Here is a 24,453-nt window from a genome sequence, read left to right on the forward strand (position 1 = left end):
TCCTGGGCCGTCACAGGCCCGGCTAGCGCGGACCCGGACTTCGATACAGGCCCTCGAGGTCAGCGGCCGAGGGCGTTGAGCTTGCGCGCCGCCTCCGACTCGCCCCAGCGGAAGCCGATCCGCCGAGACAGCTCCACTGCCTCGGTGTACGACTCCTTTGCCGCCTCGACCCGACCGGCCAGCTCGTGCACGATGCCGCGGTCGAGCAGCACACCGGCCTCGATCTGCCTGTCCCCCACCGACCGCGCGAGCTGCAGCGCCTCCTCGGACAGTTCCAGTGCCCGGTCCAGCGAACCCATCTGGCGGTGCGCGTCGGCCATGTTCGCCAACGCGTGCAGCTCGCCGGAACGGTCGCCGCACGTGCGGAACGTCGTCAAAGTCTCCTCGTAGCAACCCAAAGCGGCCGGGAGGTCGCCGAGCGCCGCGTGCACGAGGCCGAGGTTGGTGCGCACGTAGGCAGCGCCTTGCGAGTCGGACAGCTCCTCGCGCAACGTCAGCGACGCTTCCAGCGAGGTGACCGCGGCGGGCAGGTCGCGGCGGCGCCAGTGCACGATGCCGAGGTTGTTGAGCGTCACGGCTTCGAGCTGCCGATCTGCGAGCGAGCGGGCCAGGCCGAGCGCCGCCGCCCAGTGCTGCTGGGCCTCGGCGAACTTGAAGCCGCGCTCGCAGGCCGCGCCGAGTTCCTTCAACGCCAACGCTTCCGCACGGACGTCGCCGAGCGTTCTCGCCGCTTCGAGCGCGAGGGTGTTGAGCGCTGCCCAGTCCGCCACCTCGGAGCGTCGCCGGAAGTACCACGACAACCCTGCCGCGAACGCGATCGCGTCGGCGGGTGAGGCCTGGTGCGCGGCGGCGATCAGGTTGTCGCGCTCCTCGGCCAGCCAGAGGTCGGCCGGGTTGTCCGCCAGGGCTTCCAGGTAGTGCTTGTGCAGGCGTTCCAGCGCGAGCGAGCGTTCGGCGGACGACTCCGAGCCCCGGCACCGCTCCCGTGCGAACAACCGCAGCAGGTCGTGCAGGGCGAACCGGCCGGGCACCGGTTCCTCGACCAGGTGCGCGTCCGCCAGCTCGCCCAGCAGTTCCTCGACGTCCGGCACGTCCGTCAGCGCCCGCGCGGCCGCCACCGCGAAGTCCGGGCCGTCCAGCAGCCCGAGCAGCCGGAAAACCCTTGCCACCGCGGTGGATCCGAGCTCGGCGTAGCTGACCTCGAACGCCGACCGCACCGCGACGTCACCGGCCTTGAGCTCGTCGAGCCGGCGTGTCTCGTCGGCCAGACGTGCCGCGAGCAGCGGTGCGGTCCACTGTGGACGAGCGGCGAGTCGTGCGCCCGCGATCCTCAGCGCCAGCGGCAGTCCACCGCACCAGCGCACCAGCTCCGCCGCGTCGTCGACTTCGCCCGCGACTCCTGCCAGCAGCTGGAAGGCGTCCTCCAGCGGCAGTGCGCCGAGCTTGACGTAGGAGGCGCCGTGCAGCGACGTGAGCGGGCGGCGGGACGTGATGAGCACCGCCGAGCCAGGACCGGTGGGCAGCAGTCGTTTGACCTGCGCCGCGGTGGCAACGTTGTCCAGCACCACGAGCAACCTGCGGGACGCCGTCAACGACCGGTAGCGCAGGGCTTCCTCGTCACCGGGACGCTCGCCGAGTGCGCGCAGGAACTGGCTCAGGACCCGGTCGGAGGCGCCGTCGGAGAGGTCGGCGTAGAGCTGGCCGTCCGGGAACTGCGCGGCGATCTCGTGGGCCGCCCTGATCGCGAGCGCGGACTTGCCGATGCCCGCCTGCCCGGTGATCACGCACACCGCGACCCGGTTCTGGCGCGTCTGGGCTTTGATCAGATTCAGCTCGCGCGACCGTCCGGCGAACGTGACCACGTCCGGCGGCAACTGCCGGATCGCGGTCGCACCAACGGGTTTCGCGCGCAGGATCTCGGCCTGGAGCCTCCTGAGCGACTCCCCAGGCTCGACGCCCAGCTCGTCCATGAGCACGCGGCGGCACTCCTGGTACGCGGCCAGCGCCTCGGCCGGCCGGCCTGCGCGGTGCAACGCCACCATCTGCTGCTCGCGCAGGCGTTCGTTCAACGGGTGCTCGCGGACCCACTCGTTGAGGTCGGCGACGATCTCGACGTGCCGGCCCAGGTCCAGCTCGGCCTCGGCGCACTCCACCCGTGCGGCCAGCCTCAGTTCCTCCAGCTGGGCCACGACCCCGCGCAGCAGCCCGGCGGCGGCGAGATCGGCCAGCGCCGGACCCCGCCACAACGCGAGCGCCTCGCGGTAGCTCTGTGGCGTGCGTTCCTTGCGGGCGAGCTCGAGCAGCGCGGTGAACCGGGTCAGGTCGAGCTCGGCCGGGTCGATCGACATCTGGTAGCCGGGAGCGCGCGACAGCAGTCTCGCTCCGACGATCTTGCGCAACTGGTAGACGTAGACCTGCAGGTTCTTCAGCGCGGTCTTGGGCGGAGCGTCGTCCCACAGCACGCTGATCAGCCGGTCGACGGAGATCACCCGGCCGGGCTGGGCGAGCAGCAGCGCGAGCACCGCCCGCTGCTTGGGCGGGCCAAGGCTCATGCGCACGCCGTCATCGGCGTAACACTCCACCGGCCCGAGCACCCGGAACTCCACGATCCCGATCGTAACTACCGGACGCATACCGAACACATGCCACGCGGCATGACGTTTGACCCATGACGAAAACCTCACTGGCCCTGGTGGTGGCACTCGGCACTTTGGCCGCCGCCGTGTCACCCGCTCAGGCTGTCTCGCCTTACTCCGAGAGCCCGTCGGTGTCGCACGCCGTCCGTGCGGGCGCCTCGAACACCGCATACGACGTGTTCGTCGGCGGCGTGAAGAGAGCCACGTACGACGTCAGCGATCCTGCATACACAATCCGGTCGACGTCTTCCGCAGACGGTGCGCAGTCGGCCGTGATCTCGGACTTCGACGGCACGGTCGGCAGAATTTTGCATGCAGTCGACCGGTACGGGAAGTCGCGGTTCGTGGCACGCGGCGCCATTACGTCAGCTGTATACAACGGGTCCACACTCGCCTACGTCGACGGCGAGAACGTCGTGGTCGACGGTGTGCAGGTCGGCAGGCTGAAGGGCCGCGCGCCGCAACTGCTCGGCTTCACCTCCGACGGCACCGGCCTGCTGGCCGTGGAGCACCCGGACGCGGCGGACGACAGCACCTTCGTCGGTTCGCTGGTCCGGTTCGACCTGAAGTCCGGCGCCGCGAAGCCGTTGATCACCTCCGGCGCCGATGCCCTGTACCGCGACTTCAAGCTCGTCGACGTCAGGGGCGAGCGGCACGTCAGCTTCATCAAGCACAACGAGATCTACCGCTGCGGCGGTGCAGAGCCGCAGTACCTGGGCCTGGCGACCGAGGACGGCGTCGTTCGGTCGTTGATCGGCGAGACTCGCAACCACTACCGCAGCGCCGTGTGGAGCACCGACGGCGCACGGGTGGCGTACGAGGTCATGGGCTGCGTGTCCGACAAGAAGCTCGGGCCGAACCAGTTCGACGGCCTGAACGGCGTCTACGTGCAGGAACTGGGGACAGGCAAGGCTTCCCGGGTCGTCGAGGGCCTCTCGTTCAACTACGCACTGACCGGTCTCAACGGTTCCGAGGCCGTCGTCGGCAGTCCGCAGAAAGGGTACGTGCAGGCCGCCGGCCTGAAAGCGTCGACGCTGGACGGCCAGGTGACCACGATGGGCCGCCTGAACCGCGCCGAGTACATCCACCAGCTGTGGGACACGCGCAACGAGTTCAACGGCAACTCCTCCTGCGGCCCGACCAGCGCCGTGATCGACCTGGTCACCTACCAGCTGCCCAACGAGTTCGGCGTGCAGGTCTCGCAGCCGTCCTCGCACTGGTCGAAGTGGGGCCGCTACATCACCGACGAGTTCTCCAACCGCGGCACCACCTTCAACCGCGCGATGAACGACTGGTCGCGCACCGGCAGCTGGAAGGGCGCGCACGGCTGGATCACCGGCTACTACTGCCAGGGCAACCCGGCCCGTCCCTGCGCCTCCTGGGAGTCCGAGCGCGACTTCCTGGCCCGCAACGGCGCCGCCGTCCAGCAGGGCAACTTCACCCCGGCCCAGGTCCGCGCGTTCATCGACCAGGGCAAGTTCGTGATCATGAGCGGCTCGTGGGGCTCGACGGCCGGCCACCTGTCCGTGGTGATCGGCTACCACGACAACGGCTCGTTCTACGTCCACGACACCTACGGCGCGGGCACGGACGGCAGCTACGACGGCGCGAACCAGCTCTACACCTGGGGCTACATCGCGCCGGTCCAGATGTGGGCGGCCTAGTGGCGCGTCCCGGAACGTTGGCGAGGTGATCCACTGGCAACGTTCCGAGCCACACCAGTAGCTACGTGACGGCCAGAACTGCTTGACGGACGGCGTCAAGTACTTGCTATTGTCTGTCAAGTGGCGACCACCTCGGAACACGTGGACCTGCGTGACGACCTGATCCGGCTCGTGACGAGCCGGCTGCTCGACCCGCTGGAGATCCTGTTGCCGCAGGCCGACCTCGTCGGCCTGCGGTCTTCCGTTGCCGCCGACGCGGAGATGTGGGCGGCTCAGCTGCTGGGTGAGGACGCTGCCCTGGCTCGGCAGCTCGCGATTCGCCTGATGGCCGTCCTCTACCCCGGCGACGCGCCGTTCGACCCGCCGGACGGGTGGTGGGCGACTCCGCTGGGCCGCGTCACGGCGCGCCGGGCGGGACACCCGAGCAAGGAGGGCGTGTCGTTCGGGGTGGCCGGCGCGATGCTCGGCATCACCCGGCAGGGCGTCCACGACCTGGTGAGCCGCAACAAGCTCTCGCGTCACCCCGACGGCGGCGTCACCGTCGCCTCGATCCGTGCCCGCCTCGACCACCGGAGAGAACTGTGAAGCTCGCGGCTCATGATTTTGGCGGCGACGGCCCGCCGCACCTGCTGTTGCACGGCGCCGGCGGTGCCATGTCGGCCTGGGATTCCGTTGCGCCACAACTGAACGGCCGTTGCGTGGCCGTCGACCTGCGCGGTCACGGCCAGTCTCCGGACGGGCCGTGGGAGTGGGACGCGGTGCTCGACGATCTCGAGTCGACCACCGTCCAGTTCGGACTCACGCGGCCGATCGTCGTCGGGCACTCGCTCGGCGGCATCCTCGCCGGAATGTGGGCGCGGCGCCACCCCGACTGCCCTGCCGCGGTCAGCCTGGACGGACATCGTGCCGCCGCAACGGATCCGGCCAACTACGTTCGTTACGAGCAACTGGAGGCGGACCTCGCGAAGCTGGACGCCATCTTCGCCGCGCAGCAGGAGATGATCACGCGCCCGGACCGCTCCATCACCAGTGTCTGGCGGAAGTCGCCGGAGTTCGCGGACGCCCTACCGGTCTTCGCCGAGGTGACGGCGCCGTTCCTGCTCGTGCTGGCCACGAAGAACCTGCCAGTGCCACCGGATCTCGTGCCTCTGCTGGACGCTCACCGCGCGGGCCTGCGCCGCGACCTCCCGCTGGTCTGCCCCAACGTGCGGGTGCACGAGATCGACGCGTCCCACGGCATGGTCTCCGAACAGCCCGCCGAGGTGGCCGCGATCGTGAACGACTTCACCCGCCGAGCAACCGCCTGATCGCCTTGCGGGCACGGGCGGGCGCGGCGGCGTCGTGCTCCAGCTGCAGGAAGTGGTTGAGCGCCAGCATGATCCCGACGATCTCGTAGATCAGCTGGTCGACGTCGGTGTCACCCGGCAACTCGCCGAAGCTCATCGCACGCCGGATGTGGATCCGCAGATCCCTGCGCCACAACGCGTTCATGCCGGCCAACGCGTCCCGCACCCGACCGTCACGCCCGTCGAACTCCGTCGTGGCCGCCGTGAAGAAGCAGCCGCCGGGCAGCACCTCGCGTTCGAGGTAGGAGACCCACGCCTCACACACCGCCCTCAGGTGCCGCAGTCCGGACGGCGCCTGCTTGACGCGCTCAGGGACCTCTCGCGAGAAGACCGCGGCTGCTTCGTCCACAACCGCGAGCTGCAGGCCTTCCTTGGTGCCGAAATGGCCCAGCAGTCCAGCCTTGCTCATCCCCAGCTCGTCGGCCAACCGGCCGATCGTCAACCCCTCCAGCCCTTCCGCCGACGCGATGGCCAGGCTCCGTTCGAGGATGCGCTGCCGCGTCTCGAGGGTGTCGGCAACAGAACGGCGTGGGCTCACACACAGATCCTAACCTCTTTAGCTACCGACCGATCGGTTGCTATATTCGCCGGGCCATCAGTCTCGCCGAAGGAGCCCACCTTGTCCGGATCCCGTGTCGTCGCGCTCGGCCACCACCAGCCGCAGCGTGTGATGACCAACGCCGACCTGGAGAAGATGGTCGACACCAACGACGAGTGGATCCGCCAGCGCACCGGCATCGCCACCCGCCACATCGCCGACGACGAGTCGGTGGCCGACATGGCCACGGGCGCGGCCGCCAAGGCCCTCGCCGCCTCCGGCCTGGCCCCGTCCGACATCGGCCAGGTCATCGTCGCCACCTGCTCCGCGATCGACCGCTGCCCCTCCATCGCCGCCCAGGTAGCGGGCCGCCTGAACATCCCGGCCGCCGTCTGCTTCGACCTGAACAACGCCTGCGCGGGCTTCTGCACGGCCCTCGCCACCGCCGACCACACCCTCCGAGCCGGCGCCGCCCGGCACGCACTGGTGATCGGCGCCGAGAAGATGTCCGACCTGGCCGACTGGACCGACCGCGCCAGCTGCATCCTCCTCGGCGACGGCGCGGGCGCGGCCATCATCAGCGCCACCGACGACGCCCAGATCGGCCCGGTCACCTGGGGCTCGGACCCGACCCGCAACAACGCCGTGCGACTGGTCGGCGAGTGGCAGCCCCGGTTCGCCCAGGAGGGTCAGGCGGTCTTCCGCTGGGCCACCAGTGAACTCCCGGCCATCGCGGCACAGGCCTGCGAGCGCGCGGGCATCACCACCAAGGACCTCGCGGGCATCGTCACGCACCAGGCGAACCTGCGCATCATCGAGGCCATGACCCGCAAGCTCGACCTGCGCGAGGACGTGATCATCGCCCGCGACGTGGTGGACTCCGGCAACACCTCGGCCGCCTCAGTGCCGCTCGCACTGTCCAAAATGGCCGAACGCGGCGAGCTCCCGTCCGGTCAGCCCGTCCTGATCTTCGCGTTCGGCGGTGGCCTTTCCTGGGCGGGCCAGGTCATCACCGCCCCGTAACCCCAAAGCCGGCTCCACCGACGAACAAATGCCAACCCGCGATACGCGGGGCACCCGCCAGGCCACGACTGAACAGGCACGGTGGCGGGTGGGCTCCACAAACCACGCCGCAAATAGGCCGGTGTGGCGGCTCGGGAGCCCGCCGAGCCGCCACACCGTTGGTGACGCACGAGATGGAGTTTCAGCCTGCCGGCGCGGGATCGAGCGCATCGCCGCGTGACGTCATCGGTCCGCCACCTGGCCACGACAGCGACGTCGGAGTTCGCTCGTCACCGCTTGCCCTGTGCCGGCAGGCCGATACCTCCTGACCTGGTTAAGGCCTCGCGCGTCCTCCGCCCACTCGCACCATCTCCGGCCTCGAGCGTGAATGCCTCCGCCGCTGCAAAGGCGGCGACATCGACGACGAGACGGACGGGGGAACAGATGATGCGCGGGCGGCGACCGGTTCGGGAACTGGGATCTGGGTGGTGGGAAGAACTTCTGGGACGGCTGCGGCAGCGGGCTCGGCCGGCTGCGTCCACACCGTCTGGTTTTCGGTGACCGTGTTCTGGCGGAACAGTTCCGGGGTCTCGGTGATGATGCGGCCCGGCTGCTCCAGGCCCACGATGCCGACGAGCTTGCCGTTGGCGATGAAGCCCGTGAGTCCGTTCACATCGGTGGTGTCGGTGCCCAGGACGGGCAGGCCCGCGCCCTGGACGCGCATGCCGTACTGCTCGGTCCAGAAGCGCGGCACCGGGGTGTACGACTTGGCGTGGTTGCGGCCCACCAGCAGGTTCTCGGCGGCGGCACGGCCTCCCTCGACCGCGTTGAGCCAGTGCTCGACCCGGCGCACCACGCCGTTGAAGCGCAGGTTGGGCCAGCGGGCGACGTCACCGCAGGCGACCAGGTTCTCGGCGCCGATCACGTGGTTCGTCTCGTCGCACAGCACGCCGTCCGAGATGTCGAGGCCGGAGCCGCGCATCCAGTCGGTGGCGGGCGACGCCCCGACCGCGAGGACCACGCAGGAGGCGAAGAACACCTGGCCGTCGGAGAGATGAATCCCGATGCCACCGGGCTGACGCACCCAGTGCTTGATGCCGACACCGGTGGCCAGCCGCACGCCGTGGTGCACGTGCGCCTCGGTGATCTTCTTGCCGATGTCGTCACCGACGACGCCGCCCAGCAACGCGGGCGAGCGCACGATCAGAGCCACGTCGCGGCCCATGTGACGAACCGAACACGCGAGCTCGCAGCCGATGAACCCACCGCCGATGACGGCGACGAGGCCCTGCGACTGCCGGATGTTCTTGCGGATCGCGACCGCGTCGTCCAACGTCCGCAGCACGTGCACCCGCGGGTCGTGGCGCGGAGCCCCGCCCATCGCACGGGCGTCGACGCCGGTGGCGATGATCATGCCGTCGTACTTGATCTCCTCGCCACCGGGCACCCAGACCGACTGCTTCTTCGGGTCCAGGTGCAGCGCCGGGGAGTTCAGCCGCCACTCGGCGTCGAGGTCGCCCGCGAACGACAGCAATGCGTCGTCCGGGTGCCATTCGCCGGTGATGATCTGCTTCGACAGGCAGGGGCGGTGGTACGGGAGGTGCCGCTCGGCGGACAGGATCGTGATCTGCCCGTCGAAACCCATCTCCCGCAGCCGTTCCGCGGAACGGACTCCTCCGAGCCCGCCGCCGACGACCACGATCCGTTCGCTCACTTCACTCGCTCCCTGATCTCGATCGCGCGCATCGGGCACGCGCGGGCTGCCTGCCGGGCCTGAGCGAAGTGCTCCTCCGGCGGGCGGCGGTTGTAGGTCAGGCGGTTGTCTTCGATCAACTGGAAAACATCCGGCGCCTCCGCCTGGCACGTGCCGTAGCGGTGGCATTTCTCGTTGTTGACGCTCACGTCCATCGCGTCGCCCTCGCCGACACCGGGTTCCTTGCCGCGCTCGGAGTCGAGCATGCCGATGCGGGTCAGCGCCTCGGCCGGCAGGAAGCGGGCCAGCGACAGGGTCGCGGTCGGAACGAGAATCGTGAGGCCGGCGAGCCACAGCACGGACAGGTTGCCGTTGGCGATGGCGCCGAACCAGGAGTGGACCACGGTGATGCCCACCGCGATGTAGGCGGTTTGGTGGAACCGCAACCACTTGCGGTAGAAGACTTTGTGTCGCATGGAGGCGAGCACGGCGATCGCGAGCATGACCTCGAGGCCGAGGATGCCGAACGCGTGCCGGAGCAGGCCGCCGTCGACGAAGGGCAGGATCAGCTTGATGATGCTGAGCGGAGCCCCTTGCAGCAGCGAGAACGCGAACGCGTGCAGGATGCCGAACGCGATCGCCAGCGAGGCGAGCACCATGTGCCCGTTCTTCAGACCCTCACGGCCGGTGAGCTTCTCGGCCCATCCGGTCGCGATCAGCACACCCCAGGACAAGGTGGCGCACATCAGGACGTAAGCCAGCCTGGCGGACATCTGGGCCATCTTCTTGACGCCCGAGTCGAACTCGGTCGCCTGGGCCACCAGGAGCGGAATCTGGCTCGACAACAACTCTTCCTCCGGAAAGAACTTCTCGCGGGAACCCGCCCGGTCCTTGGTGCAGGAGTGGACACTTCAGGGCCGGGCGGGTGGGAACAGGTCCGCGTTGGAGTGCCTCTGACCTTGGGACACCACCTCCGTTTCCCGTCGCACAACGGGGTCTTGCGAAATCACCGCACCGGTCGTCGCGGGCGGAGTACTCGGAGCAGGAGCACCGTGAGAACGGCTCCCGCGGCGGTGACCGAGATGATCACCCACATGTTCGGCCCCTCACCGGAGGCCAAAGTCGCGTTGATGATGCCGCCGGCGGGCTGCGGGTCGGCGAAGGCGGGATCGCCTGCCAGACCCGTGCTCTCCAGCAACGTCATGTGCTTCATCACCACGTCGATACCGGCCTGCGCGAACCCGCGGATGACGTCGTTGCGGGTCTGCGTGCGCACCTTCGCGATGAAGGTGAAGACCTGGCCGTGCGCGGCCCGCAACCGGGCGACGAACGCCTGGTCGAACGCGTCTCCTTCGAGACCGTTCAGCTCGTCCATCCAGGACTGCTGCGAGGGGTTCGGCACGTCGGGCGTGGTGAGGTTGAACTGGGCAGCCGTCTTCTTCGTCAGGTTGTCCAGCATCATGTGGTCAAGCATGATCATCTTGCCGATCTGCTTGACCCGCGCGTTCGACGCCTTGGTGGCCGTGAGCTCGCCCATGGGCATCTCCCACAGGCCTGCCTGGCGCACCTTGTTCAGGAGGTCTCGGTCGTTCGCGGTCAACGGGCCCGACGGGGTGTCCTGCACTCCACCGGTGTCCGCGGGTTGTGCCTGGGCAGCGAACGGAGCGGCGAAGAAGAGGAACAACATCGCCAAGACGGTGGCGAGGGCTCTGGTCATCGTCTTGATGTCCTCGTTGTTCAGTGGAAGTCGGTAGGGGGATCTGGGAAACCGAGCAGTGGGCTCAGTAGCCGGGCGCCGCCGGCGGCGGGGTCTGCCCGGCCGGCGTCGTGGGGGACGTGCCCGGCGTACCGCTGCTCTTGTTCTGCGTGTTGTTCTGGGCTTTTCCGCCGGTGATCTTGGCGCCGTTCGGAGCGGTGACCCACCAGGTCCCGCCCTTCCCCTGCCCCTTCATGTCACCGGCCGCTTTGTCCTCGGCGTACGTGTACTGCGGATAACCGGCGATGGTGAGCTGCTTGGTGCCATCAGCCCTGGTCACGGTGCCCATGGAGATCGGGTCCACCCCGGTCGCCATGGCCGGCTTGTCCGCGAGGACCGGCTTCCAGGCCTTCGCGCACTCGCCTTCGCAGTTCGACTTCGACGGCTTGGGGGTGTCCTTGTCGAAGCGGTAGAGCGGGAGCCCGTCGCCGTCGGTGACGAACCACCCCATCTGGTCGGTGTTCGCGATGAAGAGCATCATCGAACCGGCCAGATCAGCGTTTTTGGCCTGCAAACCGCCGGTCGCGGCCCCTCCGGGAGGGGTCGAACCGCTACCGCACGCCGTGAGACTCACAGCCAGTGCCGCCAGGGCGGTGATGGCTTGACCACGTCGCATCGGCAGGTCCTTTCTCGGCTTGGGTACCGAGGAGTACGGACACGATCCGGCAACGGTTCACGAACTTCGTGAGGAATATTTGCCTCTCGACTTGAGACGCTTCATGAGGCAAGGATGTCCCCCGTGGCGCGGCATAGACGTCAACGCGAGTTAGACGAACAATCACCAAGACCGGGATCCCTCGAGGAAGAGTTGATCCGTCGGCTGTACGAGGAATTCGGCAGCGCCCTGCTGGGACACTGCATGAGGTTGACTGGCCATGATCGTCAATGGGCAGAGGACATCGTGCAGGAAACCCTGGTCAGGGCATGGCGCAACGCCGAGAAACTCGAGCGTGACCCCGTGCTCTTGCGGTCGTGGTTGTTCACGGTGGCAAGGCGGTTGGTCATTGACGACAGGCGTAAGAGAAGCGTCCGTCCGCAGGAGTTCGAACTGACCCCTTCGGACGAGTCGCCTTCGGGCAGCGAGGAGGATCGCACCCTCGCAGCGATCGTCGTCGCCGAGGCGATGAACGGTCTCTCTGAAGAACACCGGGAGGCTATTCTCGAGACATATCTGCGGGACCGCACCGTCGGCGAGGCCGCGGCGGCACTGGGTGTGCCACCGGGAACGGTCAAGTCGAGGGTGTACTACGCGCTCCGTGCGTTGCGGCGCGCGTTGCACGATCGGGGAGAGACGCGGTGACAACGGCACCAGATCACCTCGACGTCGCCGCCTACGTGCTCGGCATCCTCGATGCCGATGAGGTGGAGGCGTTCGAGAACCACCTGACCGAATGTCGGCGGTGTGCCCTTGACCTGCGCGACTTCGCGGTGGTGCCAGACCTGATCGACGAGGCCGACGCGGGCGGCATGCTGCGCGGAACAGCTCCGGAACGCCCGGACGGCAAGTCGGTCCGGGTCATGCTCGACGCCGTGTCGGCGCGCAGGAAGCGCCGCCGGTGGTTCGTCGCCCAGGGTGTCGCGGCCGCCGCCGCCGGCATCGTGGCGGTGACGGCCGTCGTCACGACGCTGGTCGTGCGCGGCAGCGATGACGGGTCGAACTCGGCTGCACCCCCGAACACCAACACGACGACGTCGCAGACCCCGGTGGCGCAGAACTCCACCGACTCGTCGATGAAGGTGCAGCAGCAGGACCCGAACAGCGGTGTCTTCACGAAGATCACCGCGTCCGACGAGCCGTGGGGCACCTCGATGGACATCGAGGTCAGCGGCATGACCGGGCCCAGCAAGGGATCGCTCGTCGCCGTCGGGCGCACCGCCCGCGTGGCCCAGGTCACCTCCTGGTACGCGCCGGAACCGGTCGCCGGTGACAAGAAGACCATCAGGCTCCAGGCCAACGTGGCCATGCGCTGGCACGAGATCGCGACGTTCCGGATCCAGGACGAGAGCGGCAAGATCCTGCTCGAGGTCGTCGCGTCCTGACGCTTCCCGACACCAGACCACTGCCCCTGCGGGATCCGTGAGATCCTGTAGGGGCGGTTGTCGTTTTGGGGAGGCTTGCACGTGGCGATAGGCCCGTCAGCGGTCGAGCGCTGGCTCGATCTGTCCACAGAGGAGCTGCGCGCTCAGGTCACGCGGCTCGTGTCCGCCCGGCTACCGGGCGATCACGCTGTGTGGCAGGCGATTCGGCGTCATCCAGCCCTGGTTCCTCGTATTCGCGGTGTCCTCTCCGGACTCACCGCGACGGCGGCAGGGAGCAAGGACGAGGCCATGCAGAAGGTGTGGATCTCCAAGGCGCGCGCCGCTTTGGACCAGCCCACTCCGGCTCCGGTCAAAGCAGTGCGCAAACCGAAGGTTGAAGAGGTCCCGGTTGAGGAACCCGAAGCCGTGATCGAACTGAGGGAGCCGGAACCACAGGAACTGAAGCAGCCCCACAAGGCCATTCCGACGATGCTCTTCCAGGAGCCCAGCTAGGAGCCGAGATGGTCGTCTTCGGATCGTTCATCTCACTGGCTGGTCTCGCGGTCCTGCTGTTCCGCACCGCGGACATCGGCGGGCTCAGCGCGACCCTCGTCGGCTGGGTGATGATCGCGCTCGGACTGGTCTCCGTCGGCGTGGGGGTGCTGCGCAACCGGCGCAAGCGCGCCCTGAAGGGCCCCGGCCCGGTCGGCAACCCGATCCAGCGCGCGAAGGCGTTGCCGCGCCTGTGGCGGGCCTGGCGCGGCGGCCGGTACCCGGACCTCCCGAAGAGCCAGGTGCTGCTGTGGGTGGTGTCGCTGGTCTACCTCGTGTCGCCGATCGACGTGCTGCCGGAGTTCCTGCCGGTGATCGGTGTGACCGACGACGCAGGCGTGCTGGTCTGGTTGCTCAGCAGCCTCTCGATCGCGTCAGGGTCGTACCTGCGCTGGGAGAAGGATCATCGCGACCCGAGTCGCGGGATCGAGGCCCCTTGAGGCCTCCTCGCGCATGATTTCCGCCAGACCGGCTGAGGTTTCGGTGACCGCGCGGAAACCCAGGCGCTCGTAGTACGGCTGGTTCCACGGCACGTCCCGGAACGTCGTCAGCGTCACGGCGCGCCCGGCCCGCCGCACGTGCTCGATCAACGCCGCACCGATCCCCTGGCGGGCGTGTGAGGGGTGCACGCTGACCTGGTGGATGTGCACGGCACCGTCCACGTCACCGATCGCGATGAACGCCACGGGCACGCCCCGCTCCCCCACCGCGACCCAGACCTCGTTGCCCGCCAGGGCTTCCAGGGACATCGGGTCGTCGTCGGCGATCTCGGGCATGCCGACCTCCCGGAAGACTTCCCCGGAGGCGTTTTCGATCTCCTGGAGGTATGGGAGTTCGGCTGGTTGGGCGAGACGGATCAACACGCCCGCAATCCTGGTAGGTCGGGCGCGAACCCCGCACCTGAATAACGTTAAAGTCCGACCTGATGCGAACCAAGACCGTGCGCGTCCTCCTGGTCGAGGACGACGATGGCGACGCCCTGCTCGTCGAGGCGCTCCTCGAAGAGGCGAGGGCGCCGTTCATCCTGTCGCGCGCCCACACCCTGGCGGAAGCGGAGCGCATGCTCGCCGACGCCGAGTGCGTGCTGCTCGACCTCGGGCTGCCCGACTCACAGGGCCTCGACGGTCTGCACCGCCTGCTGAAGAAGCCGAACGCGCCCGCGGTCCTGGTGCTGACCGGCCTGAACGACGAGCGCGAGGGCATCGACGCGGTCGCCACCGGCGCCGAGGACTACCTCATCAAGGGCCAGGTCGACGGCGAACTGCTGCTGCGCGGCGTCCGGTACGCGGTCGAACGCCGCCGCGCCGAGGACGCCCAGCGCCAGCTCCGCGAGGCCGAGCTGCTCGCCGCGGAACGGTCCCGCCTCGAACGCGGCCTGCTGCCTCCTCCGCTGCTGCAGAACTCGGACGTGAACCTCGAGGTCCGCTACCAGCCCGGCGGCCCCCGGATGCTGCTCGGCGGCGACTTCTACGACGCGGTCGGCATGCCGGACGGCACCGTGCACGCGATCATCGGCGACGTCTGCGGCCACGGCCCGGACGAGGCCGCGCTGGGTGTCTGCCTGCGGATCGCGTGGCGCGCGCTGGTGCTGGCCGGCGAACCACCGGAGAAGGTGCTGCGGACGCTGGACCAGGTGCTGGTCGCGGAACGGCACGGCGCGGGCATCTTCACCACCGCCTGCATGGTCACCGTGGCGCCGGACCGGCGTTCGGCGCGGTACTTCCTCGCCGGGCACCCGGAACCGCTGCTGATCGTGGGCAAGCAGATCGTGGACCTGCCCCAGTCGAAGATCGGCGTGCCGCTCGGCGTGCTGCCCGACTACGCGTGGACGGGCGTCGACGTGCAGCTGCCGTCCGGCTGGTCGCTCGCCTGCTACACGGATGGACTGATCGAGGGCCGGGTACCCGGCGACACCGACCGGCTCGGTGTCGAGCGGCTGTGCGACATCCTGCTCAGACGCCTGCAGGACGGCCCGGACTGGATGGACTCCGTCATCGCGGAGGTGACGGAGCTCAACGGAGGCGCGCTCGACGACGACGTGGCCATCCTGCTGCTGAGGGACGGAAAGTGAAACTGCCCGAGCGGTGGCCCGCCGGCCGCGTTCTGATCGTTGTCGTGACGGTCCTGCTGGCCATGACCGCGGTGGCCGTCGCGTCGACCGTTCTCGCCCTGGACACGCTCGGCGACGCGCGGACGCGGTCGGTCGACCAGGTCGAACCGGCCGGTCGCAGCGCGAAGGACCTGAACCGCGCGCTGCTGGACCAGGAGACCGGTGTCCGCGGTTTCGTGCTGACCGGCGAGAACGACTTCCTCCAGCCCTACCTCGACGGCCGCAAGGCCGAGGCGGACGCCGCCGAGTCGGTGCGCGCCCTCGTCGGCGACGTCAACGGCGGGGTGAGCCGCATCGAGACGCTCGCCGGGCAGTGGCGTGCGCAGTACGCGGACCCGACGATCGCGAGCATCAGGCAGACCGGCCCGGTCAGCACCCCGACCCAGGACATCGACCGCGGCAAGGTGCTGTTCGACCAGCTCCGCGGTGAGATCGAGGCCCTGCAGAGCGACATCGGCGCGCTCAGCAGGCAGTCCCGCGACGACCTCGGCCACGCGGCGAAGGTCGTGCTGTGGCTGTTGATCGGCATGGGCGTGCTGCTGGTCGTGGTGATCGGCGGGCTGTCGTTGCTGCTGTACCGCCTGCTGATCACGCCGCTGGAGGGCCTCGCGGAACAGGTCAGGCAGGTCGCGTCCGGCGACTTCCGGCACGAGATCGACGCGCACGGTCCACGCGAGACGGTCATGCTCGGCGAGGACGTCAACCAGATGCGCCACCGGATCGTGCTGGAGCTCGCGACGCTCGACGAGGCCAAGACGGAGCTGCAGCGGTCGAACGCGGAGCTGGAGCAGTTCGCCTACGTGGCCTCGCACGATCTGCAGGAGCCGTTGCGCAAGGTGGCGTCGTTCTGCCAGCTGCTGCAACGACGATACGGCGGGCAGCTCGACGAACGCGCCGACCAGTACATCCAGTTCGCCGTCGACGGCGCGAAACGCATGCAGGGGCTGATCAACGACCTGCTGGCGTTCTCCCGCGTCGGCCGGATCACCCGCGAGCAGACGGTCGTCGACCTCAACGAGATCGTGCGCCAGATCGTGGACAACTACTCCGAGCGCATCGAGGAGACCGGCGCCCGGCTGGAGATCGCCGAGCTGCCTTCCGTGCGGGGTGAGGCGTCGCTGCTCAGCGCGGTGTTCCAGAACCTGATCAGCAACGCGTTGAAGTTCAAGGGAGAAGAGGCGCCGGTCATCCACGTGGAGGTCGAGCCTGATGGCGAGATGTGGAAGTTCTCCGTGCGCGACAACGGCATCGGGATCGAGCCGGAGTACGCTGACCGGATCTTCGTCATCTTCCAGCGCCTGCACCCGAAGGACGCGTATCCGGGCACGGGCATCGGGCTGGCGATGTGCCGGAAGATCGTCGAGTACCACGGCGGCACGATCTGGCTGAAGACCCAGGTGGACCCGGAAACGAACTCAGGCACGAGTTTCGAGTTCACCCTTCCCGTGGTACCCGAACTCGTTGCCCAGGTTGAGGAAGTAGATGTCTGATTCCCCGCTGAACGTGATCGACGTCCTGCTCGTGGAGGACGATCCCGGCGACGCCCTGATGACCCAGGAGGCGTTCGAGCACCACAAGATCCGCAACGTCCTGCACGTGGTGAAGGACGGCGTCGAGGCGCTGGAGTTCCTGCGGCGCGAGGGCCAGTACGAGAACGCGCCGCGGCCGGGGCTGATCCTGCTGGACCTGAACCTGCCCCGCAAGGACGGGCGTGAGGTGCTCAGCGAGGTCAAGAACGACCCGGAGCTGCGGCACATCCCGGTCGTGGTGCTGACGACGTCCGAGGCGGAGGAGGACATCCTGCGCAGCTACAGCCTGTACGCCAACGCCTACGTCACGAAGCCGGTGGATTTCGACCGGTTCATCGAGGTCGTCCGTCAGATCGACGACTTCTTCGTCACCGTGGTGAAGCTGCCGCGCTGATCACGGCGGCGCTGAAGTCCAGGCAGGAGCGGCAGATCTTCGCCTCCGCGCCTTCGTGCACGGGCTTGGTCTCGCTGCAGAACGAGCAGTCGCCGACCTCGCTCACCTGAGCCTCCGCGACGCACACGTTGCAGATCAGCGCGGCCGGTCCGGCCATCATCTTGTCGACCTCGTCGGCGACCCGGCCACAGAACCAGCACTTCTCGGTCCGCTTGGACTGCTCCACGATCTGGTGCACGCGCTGATGGCTCATCTTCAGCGCTTCCGCGATCTCGCGCATCGAGCCACCCGCGCGGTGCAGACGCAGCACGCTGTGGTGGTACACGGCTTTCGCTATGTCAGCCTGGTCCTGCGCAGCGGCTGAGGCAGCGCCGGCCCTGCGCGCCGCCGCCAGCAGTTCTTCATCGAGCGTCATGGCGTCTAGGGTAGCTAGACGCGTCTAGTGTGTCTAGACAGGTCAGTCCACGCCGCGGACGATCAACGGGTCGTCGTCGGCCTGCACGACCCACTGCTGCTCGTCACGGGGTTCGGGGATGACCGGTGCCCAGATTCCGTCCCCTCCGGGGCGATGGGTTTCCTTCGGCATAGTCATGGTTTTGGGCTACCCGTTTGCTCGGAACGTATGCCGGACAACATGGTGGTAATGGCTTCCATGACACGTTTGGTGGCCTCGTCCAGCACTTCCGCGGTCAGTTCGCTGTCGTACAGGTCGGACAGGTCCACCGGAGCGCCCGCGACGACCTCGACCCTCTTGCGCGGCAACAACCGCGGCAGGATCGTGCCCTTGGGCAACAGGTCCTGCGTGCCCCACTCGGCGACCGGGACCACCGGAACGCGGGCCTCCAGGGCCATCCGCGCGACACCGGACTTGCCCTTCATCGGCCAGTCGTCCGGGTCGTTGGTGAACGTGCCCTCGGGGAACACCATCACGCACTCCCCTGCCTGGAGCGCTTCCACGGCGGGCCGCAGGGCCTCCGCGGCCTTGACCGTGCCGCGTTCGACCGGGATGTGGCCGCCGGACCGCATGACCCAGCCGATGACCGGGGTGCGCCACAGCGACGCCTTGGCGAGCACCCGCGGCACCCGGTTCGACATCAGCGAGAACACCACGGCGGCCACGGTGTCGGCGTTCGACAGGTGGTTGAACGCGAGGATCACGCCGCCGTTGCCGGGCACGTGCTGCTTGCCGCGCACCCGCAGCCGGACGAACAGCACCACGATCGGCCACAGCACGTCGATCGCCAGCGAGAACCAGAACCCCCGGCCTCTGCGGGGCATCTTCCAGGTCCAGGCGGCCAGTTCAAGCGGTGTCACGTCTGGTATTCCAACACGCGAACCCGGATTGATCCCGTGTTCTCCTGAACACGGGAAGTCATGGCCGGGAGACCAGGCTTCGACCACCGCCGCGCTCGTCGGGGTCGTGCGCGACTACCAGCGCGAGACCTCTGCCGGGGTTCTCGCGATCTCCCACGACGCCGTTCTGCTTGACCGCTGGGCAGACGAAACCGTACGGCTCACACCACGAGCCTCGGCTCGTCCCGCGTGATCACCTCGGCGTGGTCACGCGGGACGCCGTCACGAAGTGCGGCCTGCCGGTCAGCGGGTGGGGCACGATCGCGCTCTCGACGCCGAACACCTTCGCCACGCGCTCCGGTGTGAGGACCTCGTCCGGTGGGCCCGAGGTCACCACCTGGCCGTCGTGCACCAGGATCAGGCGGTCGCAGTAGGTGGTCGCGTGGTCGAGGTCGTGCAGGGCCGCGACCGTGGTGAGTTCCAGGTCCCGCACGAGGTCGAGCAGTTCGAGCTGGGCGCCGACGTCGAGGTGGTTGGTCGGCTCGTCGAGCAGCAGGACCGGGGCCTGCTGGGTGAGTGCGCGGGCGACGAGCACGCGCTGGCGTTCGCCACCGGAGAGTGTGGCGAAGATGCGATCGGAGGCCCACCGCATGCGCACGCGATCCAGCGCGTTGTCGACGATCCGCCGGTCTGACCCGGTCTCCCGGTCCAGCACGCGCTTGTGCGGGTTGCGGCCCATGGTGACGACTTCGAGCACGGAGTAGTCGTTGTCGAGGTCGTGGTCCTGGGCGACCACCGCCGTGCGCAGGCCCGCTTGGCGCGCGCTGGAACGCCATACGTCGTCCGGTCCGATGTAGACGTTGCCCGCCGTCGGTTTGAGGGCACGGTAGAGGCAGCGCAGCAGTGTGCTCTTGCCGGAACCGTTGGGACCGATGATCCCGGTGATGCGGCCGGACTCCGCTTCGAAGTCCGCGCGTTCGAGGATGACGGCGTCGCCGATGCGCACCCGGACGCCGTCGGCCACGACCTTCATCGCCACACCTTCTTCCGGTTTCGCAGCAGCATCAGGAAGAACGGGGCACCGAGCGCCGCCGTGAAGATGCCGATGGGCATCTCATTGGGCTTGTCGATCGTGCGGGTCACGAGGTCGACGAGCACCAGGAACACCGCGCCGGCGAGCAGCGAAACGGGCAGCACCTTGCGTTGGTCCGGTCCCACCACGAGCCGCACGGCGTGGGGGACGATCAGGCCCACGAAGCCGATGCCGCCTGCGACGCTGACGACCGTGGCGGTGAGCAGGGAAGAGGCCACCAGCAGCAGGATCCGGAGCTGGTGGACGTTGACGCCGAGGCCTGCCGCGGTGTCGTCACCGACCGAGAGGGCGTTCATCGAGCGTCCCTGGGTGAGCAGCCATGCAGCGGTGAGCGCGATGGCGAGCGCGGGCACGCCCAGCTGGTCCCAGGTGGCACCGGAGACCGAACCGAGGATCCAGAACATCACCCGGCGCAACTCCGTCGGGCTGGCCTGGAGCTGGACGTAGCTGGTCGCGGCGTTGCCGAGGGAGGCGACCGCCACTCCGGCCAGCACGAGGCTGCTGCCGAGCAGGCGGCCACCGCGCTGCGCCATCACGAAGACGATCGCCAGGCTCACCGAAGAACCGGCGAACGCGGCTCCGGCGACACCGAGACCGGCGACGAGCACGCCACCGGTGGTCATCGCGATCACCGCGCCCAGCGACGCGCCCGCCGAGACGCCGAACAGGTACGGGTCGGCCAAGGGGTTGCGCACCAAGGCCTGCAGGCACACACCCGCGAGGCTCAGGCCGCCGCCGGCCAGTGCGGCCAGCAACACCCTGGGTGTGCGGAAGTCCCACACGATCTGGTTGCTCAACGGGTCCAGGCCCGCGGTCTCGCCGGCGAGGTGTCCCCAGATGATGCCGGCGACGCGTCCGACCGGGACGTCGACCGTGCCGGTGCCGATCGCGAACGCGATCGACAGGACCAGGGCGACGGCGAGTCCGGCGAGCAGAACCACGTAGCCGGGGCCGGAAACCGCGTGCGGGCTCCTAGTTGCCGTGCGCTGCATCAGCGATCTTCTTCACTGCCAGGGCGTTCAGCGGACCGAGGTAGAAACTGTCCGACACCGAGGTGTACTTCTTGTTCGCCGACGCCTCCCACTGCGGGAACTTCGCGAACAGGTCCTGGGCGAGCACGTCGGCCTTCTCGTTCTCCTGGTACAGGCCCACCACCAGCACGTCGACCTTGGCCGACGCCAGGGCTTCTGCATTGATCTCGGCGAGCTCGGCGTTGGTCTTGCCGGCGAAGACGTTCACGCCACCAGCGCGCGCGACGAGGTCGTCGAAGATCCCACCGGCGAACACGGCCGGCAGACCGTTGCTGTTCATCATCGCCATGCCGGGGTAGACGACGAGCACGTTCTTCTTCGGCTTGCCCGCGACACTCCGGTTGATCTGGTCGATGTCCGCACGTGCCTTGTTCACGTGGTCGGCCGCACGCTGCTGGACGTCGAAGATCTGGCCCAGCTGAAGAAGGAGCTCGTTGGACGACTCGACGGACTGCTCTTTGTACTTCGTCTGGTCAGCGGGGCTGGCGGCGGCGTCGCCGTTGGCGCAGTTGGCCGGCGTGACGTAGCTGTTGATGCCTGCCTGGGTGAGCTGGTCTCGCGTGATGGAGCCGATCTTGTCGTCGAACCCGCCCGCCCACGTGGAGATCACGAGGTCCGGCTGCTGCGCCAGCACCTGCTCGCGAGGCACCTCGAAGTTGTTGTTGAGCCTGAGACCACCGGTCGGGACGGCCTTCACCTTCGCCACCATCGACGGGTCGTCGGAGACGCCGTAGGACTGGCTGTTCGCCGCGATCTTGTCCTGGATGCCCAGCGCGACAAAGCTTTCCACCTCGGCCACCGAAGCGCCGTTGAGCAGCAGCACGCGGCTGGGCGCCTTGTCGAAGGTCAGCTCGCGGCCGCAGTTCTCGATCGTCAGCGGGTAGGCCGTCGGAGCCGCGGTGGCGGGAGCGGGCGCACTGGTCTCCTTCGCCGAGTTCGGTGCGGAGTCCGCGCTGCCGCAGGCGGTCAGCGAGACGGCGAGCGCCGCGGCGAAGGTCAGCACAACGCCACGGCCGTTTGGCGAGTAGGTGGTCACACCGAACTGGTCGCACGAAAGTGCGCAGAAGTTCCCGGGCAATTTTCGTTCCGTGATGCGAGAACGCAGGACCGTGATCGTCGTCACCCACCTTCGAGTGAAGTCACCGGGAACCACCGCCACTCTCCGTACGACCCTTCATTCATGTCCGCCAGCACGCCACATGCCGCCACCACAACGAGACCGCGCTCCCATCAGCGGACCGCTGTGCTCGCCGGCGTTGGCGCACACGTACCACCTTCGATCGTCACGAACGAGGACCTCGCCTCCAAACTGGACACTTCGGATGACTGGATCACCAGTCGCACGGGCATCTCGACCAGGCACGTGGTGGAGGCGGACACCGCCACGTCGGACCTCGCCGTGCGGGCAGGTGCCGCCGCGATCACGTCCGCAGGTCCGGACTCCCGGATCGACGCCGTCGTCCTCGCGACCTCGACACCGGACCGGCGCTGTCCCGCCACGGCTCCTGCCGTCGCGAGCGCGCTGGGCCTGTCCGGTGTGGCCGCGTTCGACATCGACGCGGTGTGCTCGGGATTCGTCTACGGACTCGCCGTCGCAGAGGGGTTGATCGCCAGCGGCGCCGCCCAGTGCGTACTGCTGATCGGCGCCGACGTGTTCTCCAGCATCGTCGATCCCACCGATCGGACGACAGCTCCCCTGTTCGGCGACGGCGCGGGCGCGGTCGTGCTCAAAGCAGGAGCACCAGACGACGCCGGTGCCCTGCACGCGGTGGAACTCGGCAGCGACGGAGCCCTGGTGGAGCTCATCACCGTCCGGGCGGGCGACCGCTGGTTCTCCCTGCAGGGGCAGGCCGTCTACCGGCACGCCGTCACGCGCATGACCGAAGCCGCGCGGAACGTGCTCAAGAAGGCCGGCTGGAGCGTCGAGGACGTCGACCGGTTCGTCGCACACCAGGCCAACCTCCGCATCCTGCGGACAGTGGGCACCGAACTCGGCATCGACCCCGATCGCGTCTACGCCAACGTCTCGGCAGTCGGCAACACGGTCGCCGCCTCGATTCCCCTGGCGCTCGCGCACGCGCACGAAGCGGGCCGCGTGCGTGCGGGAGACCGCGTTCTGCTGTCCGCGTTCGGCGGTGGTGCCACCTGGGGTGCCGCCGCACTGACCTGGCCTGATCTGGCCAACTGACGAGGAGTGGGAGATGCCACAACAGGAAGTGCACGCCGTGGTCGAGAGGTTCGTCCGGGACATCAACGACTCCGAGCACGTCGAGGTTCCCGCCGCGGCGTCGCTCGGCGAGATCGGCCTCGACTCGCTCAGCATCGTCGACCTGCTCTTCAAGCTGGAGCGCGAGTTCGAGGTGTCCATTCCGGACGAAGCGCTGCCGAACCTCACCACGGTCGGCGCACTGGTCGAGTACGTCAACTCCGAAAAGCGAGGAGACATCTGATGCGAATCACGAAGCAGGACGGCATCGGCGTCATCGTCGAGAACTTCGACTCCAGCTCCGGCGAGGACGTCAGCGTGCTCAAGGAAGCCGTCTACCGCGACAAGATCGTCGTCCTCAAAGGACAGGACCTCGACCCGAAGCAGTTCCTGGCCCTCGGGACAAGACTCGGCACACCGGAGACGTACTACGAGCCGATCTACCACCACCCCGAGGTGAAGGAGGTCTTCGTCTCCTCCAACGTCAGCGACGGCGAGAAGCAGGTCGGCGTCCCGAAGACCGGCAAGTTCTGGCACTCCGACTACCAGTTCATGCCCCGGCCGTTCGACCTGACGCTGATCTACCCGCAGGTCCTGCCGACGCGCAACCGCGGCACGTTCTTCATCGACCTCACCAAGGCCTACGAGAACCTCTCCGAGGAGCTCAAGCTCGCGGCGAAGGACACCACCGCCTGGCACAGCGTGCGCCGCTACTTCAAGATCCGGCCCAGCGACGTCTACCGGCCGCTGTCCGAGATCATCGACGAGGTCGACGCCAGGACCCCGCCCGTCGGGCTGCCGACCGCGCACCCGCACCGGCGGACCGACGAGACGATCCTCTACATCAGCGAAGGCTTCACACTTTCGATCACCGATGCCGACGGCCGCGAGCAGCCGGAGTTGCTGCGGGAGCTGCTGGCGTCGACCGGCCAGCTGGACCGCGAGTTCGAGCACCCGGCGATCCACCTGCAGACCTACGAGAAGGGCGACCTGCTCGTGTGGGACAACCGCAGCCTCGTCCACCGGGCGCTGCACACCGCCACGAACGAGCCCGCCGTGTCCTACCGCGTGACGGTCTACGACGGCCAGGAGGCCTAGGTGACCGCGCTGCTCGACGAGGTGCTGCGCTGCTACAAACCGCACTGCCGGTACCTGACCTCCGCCGTGGTCGAGCGGGACGGGGACGTCGTGCGCGGCACGGGAGTCATGCGGATCCCGGAGTCCTGCTACATCGACGACACCGGCCATCTGAACTCCGTCGAGGTCGGCATCTGTTACAACCAGCTGCTCTACCAGGTGATCGCGACGATCGTGCGGGACGGGCTGGCACCGGAGCTGCACGACTGGACGCTGGACGACTTCTGGCGCAGGCAGCTGCCGAACGTCCTGATCGCCCGCTTCGCCTGCGAGTTCCGCCGGCCGATCGACGCCCGCGAGTTCCAGTTCGAGCTCACCGTGCGCCGCATCGACCGCCGCACGCTACGTCCCGACGCCGATCCGCTGGTGTCGCTGGACACGACCTTCCGTTGCTGGGACGACAACGGCGGCGCCTGCTCGGGTGCCGTGCGGGTCGCGATCGTGGGGAGCTGAC

General features: G+C 68.3%; 28 protein-coding genes. 15 read left to right on the plus strand and 13 right to left on the minus strand.

Annotation, left to right across the window (positions count from 1 at the left end):
• Nucleotides 1-59 precede the first annotated feature (59 nt).
• Nucleotides 60-2,606 (minus strand): AfsR/SARP family transcriptional regulator, encoded by a 2,547-nt coding sequence (locus UK23_RS33500; protein ID WP_052685293.1) that lies wholly within the window; start codon nt 2,604-2,606, stop codon nt 60-62.
• 62 nt (nt 2,607-2,668) lie between these two features.
• Between UK23_RS33500 and UK23_RS33505 the strand changes: the two genes are divergently transcribed.
• The 3 genes from UK23_RS33505 (at nt 2,669) to UK23_RS33515 (ending at nt 5,607) form a co-directional block, all read left to right on the plus strand.
• Entirely contained in the window at nt 2,669-4,300 is a 1,632-nt protein-coding gene (locus UK23_RS33505) for a C39 family peptidase (protein ID WP_045315730.1), read from the plus strand.
• Between the two features lie 120 nt (nt 4,301-4,420).
• The gene (locus UK23_RS33510; protein WP_045315731.1) at nt 4,421-4,885 is read left to right on the plus strand and encodes a hypothetical protein; all 465 of its coding nucleotides are present in this window, start codon (nt 4,421-4,423) and stop codon (nt 4,883-4,885) included.
• Nucleotides 4,882-5,607 (plus strand): alpha/beta fold hydrolase, encoded by a 726-nt coding sequence (locus UK23_RS33515; protein ID WP_045315732.1) that lies wholly within the window; start codon nt 4,882-4,884, stop codon nt 5,605-5,607. The genes UK23_RS33510 and UK23_RS33515 overlap by 4 nt, the downstream gene beginning before the upstream one ends.
• Here the strand turns inward: UK23_RS33515 and UK23_RS33520 are convergent.
• Nucleotides 5,585-6,184 carry a TetR/AcrR family transcriptional regulator gene (locus UK23_RS33520; protein WP_045315733.1) on the minus strand — a complete coding sequence of 200 codons (600 nt, stop codon included), beginning with the start codon at nt 6,182-6,184 and terminating at the stop codon, nt 5,585-5,587. The two genes, UK23_RS33515 and UK23_RS33520, sit on opposite strands and share 23 nt — an antisense overlap.
• An 81-nt stretch (nt 6,185-6,265) precedes the next feature.
• On the opposite strand from UK23_RS33520, the gene UK23_RS33525 reads away from it, so the two are divergent.
• Nucleotides 6,266-7,207 carry a beta-ketoacyl-ACP synthase III gene (locus tag UK23_RS33525; RefSeq protein ID WP_045315734.1) on the plus strand — a complete coding sequence of 314 codons (942 nt, stop codon included), beginning with the start codon at nt 6,266-6,268 and terminating at the stop codon, nt 7,205-7,207.
• A 313-nt stretch (nt 7,208-7,520) separates the two neighbouring features.
• On the opposite strand, the gene UK23_RS33530 is transcribed toward UK23_RS33525, so the two are convergent.
• From UK23_RS33530 to UK23_RS33545, 4 genes are all read right to left on the minus strand, one after another.
• On the minus strand, nt 7,521-8,900 hold the full coding sequence (locus UK23_RS33530) for an NAD(P)/FAD-dependent oxidoreductase (RefSeq protein ID WP_052685294.1): 1,380 nt from the start codon (nt 8,898-8,900) through the stop codon (nt 7,521-7,523).
• Nucleotides 8,897-9,724, minus strand: coding sequence for a ferredoxin (locus UK23_RS33535; protein ID WP_045315735.1), 828 nt, complete (start codon nt 9,722-9,724; stop codon nt 8,897-8,899). The genes UK23_RS33530 and UK23_RS33535 overlap by 4 nt, the downstream gene beginning before the upstream one ends.
• Nucleotides 9,725-9,885: 161 nt before the next feature.
• The gene (locus UK23_RS33540) at nt 9,886-10,596 is read right to left on the minus strand and encodes a DUF4142 domain-containing protein (protein ID WP_052685295.1); all 711 of its coding nucleotides are present in this window, start codon (nt 10,594-10,596) and stop codon (nt 9,886-9,888) included.
• Nucleotides 10,597-10,660: 64 nt separating this feature from the next.
• Nucleotides 10,661-11,251: a hypothetical protein gene (locus UK23_RS33545; RefSeq protein WP_082115181.1), complete on the minus strand. Its 591-nt coding sequence runs from the start codon at nt 11,249-11,251 to the stop codon at nt 10,661-10,663.
• Between the two features lie 114 nt (nt 11,252-11,365).
• Here UK23_RS33545 and UK23_RS33550 point away from each other — a divergent pair, with 114 nt between their 5' ends.
• From UK23_RS33550 to UK23_RS33565, 4 genes are all read left to right on the plus strand, one after another.
• Nucleotides 11,366-11,935 carry a sigma-70 family RNA polymerase sigma factor gene (locus UK23_RS33550; RefSeq protein WP_045315736.1) on the plus strand — a complete coding sequence of 190 codons (570 nt, stop codon included), beginning with the start codon at nt 11,366-11,368 and terminating at the stop codon, nt 11,933-11,935.
• A complete protein-coding gene (locus tag UK23_RS33555; protein ID WP_045315737.1) occupies nt 11,932-12,675 on the plus strand; it encodes an anti-sigma factor family protein in 744 nt (247 codons plus the stop codon). Before UK23_RS33550 ends, UK23_RS33555 begins: the two co-directional genes overlap by 4 nt.
• Before the next feature lie 81 nt (nt 12,676-12,756).
• Nucleotides 12,757-13,167 carry a hypothetical protein gene (locus UK23_RS52080; RefSeq protein WP_156213572.1) on the plus strand — a complete coding sequence of 137 codons (411 nt, stop codon included), beginning with the start codon at nt 12,757-12,759 and terminating at the stop codon, nt 13,165-13,167.
• A gap of 8 nt (nt 13,168-13,175) precedes the next feature.
• Nucleotides 13,176-13,646, plus strand: a complete 471-nt coding sequence (locus UK23_RS33565; protein WP_045315739.1) for a YkvA family protein — start codon at nt 13,176-13,178, stop codon at nt 13,644-13,646.
• Here the strand turns inward: UK23_RS33565 and UK23_RS33570 are convergent.
• Entirely contained in the window at nt 13,581-14,066 is a 486-nt protein-coding gene (locus tag UK23_RS33570) for a GNAT family N-acetyltransferase (RefSeq protein ID WP_196777997.1), read from the minus strand. The two genes, UK23_RS33565 and UK23_RS33570, sit on opposite strands and share 66 nt — an antisense overlap.
• Nucleotides 14,067-14,131: 65 nt before the next feature.
• Here UK23_RS33570 and UK23_RS33575 point away from each other — a divergent pair, with 65 nt between their 5' ends.
• The 3 genes from UK23_RS33575 to UK23_RS33585 are packed head-to-tail and all read left to right on the plus strand — an operon-like array spanning nt 14,132 to nt 17,239.
• On the plus strand, nt 14,132-15,277 hold the full coding sequence (locus tag UK23_RS33575; protein ID WP_045315741.1) for a PP2C family protein-serine/threonine phosphatase: 1,146 nt from the start codon (nt 14,132-14,134) through the stop codon (nt 15,275-15,277).
• Entirely contained in the window at nt 15,274-16,806 is a 1,533-nt protein-coding gene (locus UK23_RS33580) for a sensor histidine kinase (RefSeq protein WP_231114802.1), read from the plus strand. The genes UK23_RS33575 and UK23_RS33580 overlap by 4 nt, the downstream gene beginning before the upstream one ends.
• A complete protein-coding gene (locus UK23_RS33585) occupies nt 16,799-17,239 on the plus strand; it encodes a response regulator (protein WP_045315742.1) in 441 nt (146 codons plus the stop codon). Before UK23_RS33580 ends, UK23_RS33585 begins: the two co-directional genes overlap by 8 nt.
• Here the strand turns inward: UK23_RS33585 and UK23_RS53060 are convergent.
• From UK23_RS53060 to UK23_RS33610, 6 genes are all read right to left on the minus strand, one after another.
• Nucleotides 17,214-17,654 (minus strand): MarR family transcriptional regulator, encoded by a 441-nt coding sequence (locus tag UK23_RS53060; protein ID WP_045315743.1) that lies wholly within the window; start codon nt 17,652-17,654, stop codon nt 17,214-17,216. The two genes, UK23_RS33585 and UK23_RS53060, sit on opposite strands and share 26 nt — an antisense overlap.
• A 42-nt stretch (nt 17,655-17,696) precedes the next feature.
• Nucleotides 17,697-17,831 (minus strand): hypothetical protein, encoded by a 135-nt coding sequence (locus tag UK23_RS54670; protein WP_269112322.1) that lies wholly within the window; start codon nt 17,829-17,831, stop codon nt 17,697-17,699.
• On the minus strand, nt 17,828-18,553 hold the full coding sequence (locus tag UK23_RS33595; RefSeq protein ID WP_231114803.1) for a lysophospholipid acyltransferase family protein: 726 nt from the start codon (nt 18,551-18,553) through the stop codon (nt 17,828-17,830). The genes UK23_RS54670 and UK23_RS33595 overlap by 4 nt, the downstream gene beginning before the upstream one ends.
• Before the next feature lie 232 nt (nt 18,554-18,785).
• Complete coding sequence (locus tag UK23_RS33600; protein ID WP_045315757.1) at nt 18,786-19,565, minus strand: ABC transporter ATP-binding protein; 780 nt, start codon at nt 19,563-19,565, stop codon at nt 18,786-18,788.
• Complete coding sequence (locus tag UK23_RS33605) at nt 19,562-20,617, minus strand: FecCD family ABC transporter permease (RefSeq protein ID WP_045315744.1); 1,056 nt, start codon at nt 20,615-20,617, stop codon at nt 19,562-19,564. The genes UK23_RS33600 and UK23_RS33605 overlap by 4 nt, the downstream gene beginning before the upstream one ends.
• On the minus strand, nt 20,598-21,692 hold the full coding sequence (locus UK23_RS33610; RefSeq protein WP_045315758.1) for an ABC transporter substrate-binding protein: 1,095 nt from the start codon (nt 21,690-21,692) through the stop codon (nt 20,598-20,600). Before UK23_RS33610 ends, UK23_RS33605 begins: the two co-directional genes overlap by 20 nt.
• A gap of 144 nt (nt 21,693-21,836) precedes the next feature.
• On the opposite strand from UK23_RS33610, the gene UK23_RS33615 reads away from it, so the two are divergent.
• The 4 genes from UK23_RS33615 to UK23_RS33630 are packed head-to-tail and all read left to right on the plus strand — an operon-like array spanning nt 21,837 to nt 24,452.
• Nucleotides 21,837-22,844, plus strand: coding sequence for a beta-ketoacyl-ACP synthase III (locus tag UK23_RS33615; RefSeq protein WP_196777995.1), 1,008 nt, complete (start codon nt 21,837-21,839; stop codon nt 22,842-22,844).
• A gap of 13 nt (nt 22,845-22,857) precedes the next feature.
• The gene (locus UK23_RS33620; protein ID WP_045315746.1) at nt 22,858-23,106 is read left to right on the plus strand and encodes an acyl carrier protein; all 249 of its coding nucleotides are present in this window, start codon (nt 22,858-22,860) and stop codon (nt 23,104-23,106) included.
• Entirely contained in the window at nt 23,106-23,960 is an 855-nt protein-coding gene (locus tag UK23_RS33625; protein ID WP_156213573.1) for a TauD/TfdA dioxygenase family protein, read from the plus strand. Before UK23_RS33620 ends, UK23_RS33625 begins: the two co-directional genes overlap by 1 nt.
• The gene (locus UK23_RS33630; RefSeq protein ID WP_045315747.1) at nt 23,961-24,452 is read left to right on the plus strand and encodes an FcoT family thioesterase; all 492 of its coding nucleotides are present in this window, start codon (nt 23,961-23,963) and stop codon (nt 24,450-24,452) included.
• Nucleotide 24,453: the final 1 nt, after the last annotated feature.

This window comes from Lentzea aerocolonigenes (assembly GCF_000955955.1).
GTDB lineage: Bacteria > Actinomycetota > Actinomycetes > Mycobacteriales > Pseudonocardiaceae > Lentzea > Lentzea aerocolonigenes_A.

What these genes read in the sequence shown, in the direction of transcription:
- UK23_RS33505 (WP_045315730.1), top strand. Translation starts at nt 2,669, where the DNA reads ATGACGAAAACCTCACTGGCCCTGGTGGTGGCACTCGGCACTTTGGCC.
- UK23_RS33540 (WP_052685295.1), bottom strand. Translation starts at nt 10,596, where the DNA reads ATGACCAGAGCCCTCGCCACCGTCTTGGCGATGTTGTTCCTCTTCTTC.
- UK23_RS33545 (WP_082115181.1), bottom strand. Translation starts at nt 11,251, where the DNA reads ATGCGACGTGGTCAAGCCATCACCGCCCTGGCGGCACTGGCTGTGAGT.
- UK23_RS33550 (WP_045315736.1), top strand. Translation starts at nt 11,366, where the DNA reads ATGTCCCCCGTGGCGCGGCATAGACGTCAACGCGAGTTAGACGAACAA.
- UK23_RS33565 (WP_045315739.1), top strand. Translation starts at nt 13,176, where the DNA reads ATGGTCGTCTTCGGATCGTTCATCTCACTGGCTGGTCTCGCGGTCCTG.
- UK23_RS33575 (WP_045315741.1), top strand. Translation starts at nt 14,132, where the DNA reads ATGCGAACCAAGACCGTGCGCGTCCTCCTGGTCGAGGACGACGATGGC.
- UK23_RS33585 (WP_045315742.1), top strand. Translation starts at nt 16,799, where the DNA reads ATGTCTGATTCCCCGCTGAACGTGATCGACGTCCTGCTCGTGGAGGAC.
- UK23_RS53060 (WP_045315743.1), bottom strand. Translation starts at nt 17,654, where the DNA reads ATGACGCTCGATGAAGAACTGCTGGCGGCGGCGCGCAGGGCCGGCGCT.
- UK23_RS54670 (WP_269112322.1), bottom strand. Translation starts at nt 17,831, where the DNA reads ATGACTATGCCGAAGGAAACCCATCGCCCCGGAGGGGACGGAATCTGG.
- UK23_RS33600 (WP_045315757.1), bottom strand. Translation starts at nt 19,565, where the DNA reads ATGAAGGTCGTGGCCGACGGCGTCCGGGTGCGCATCGGCGACGCCGTC.
- UK23_RS33605 (WP_045315744.1), bottom strand. Translation starts at nt 20,617, where the DNA reads ATGCAGCGCACGGCAACTAGGAGCCCGCACGCGGTTTCCGGCCCCGGC.
- UK23_RS33615 (WP_196777995.1), top strand. Translation starts at nt 21,837, where the DNA reads ATGTCCGCCAGCACGCCACATGCCGCCACCACAACGAGACCGCGCTCC.
- UK23_RS33620 (WP_045315746.1), top strand. Translation starts at nt 22,858, where the DNA reads ATGCCACAACAGGAAGTGCACGCCGTGGTCGAGAGGTTCGTCCGGGAC.
- UK23_RS33625 (WP_156213573.1), top strand. Translation starts at nt 23,106, where the DNA reads ATGCGAATCACGAAGCAGGACGGCATCGGCGTCATCGTCGAGAACTTC.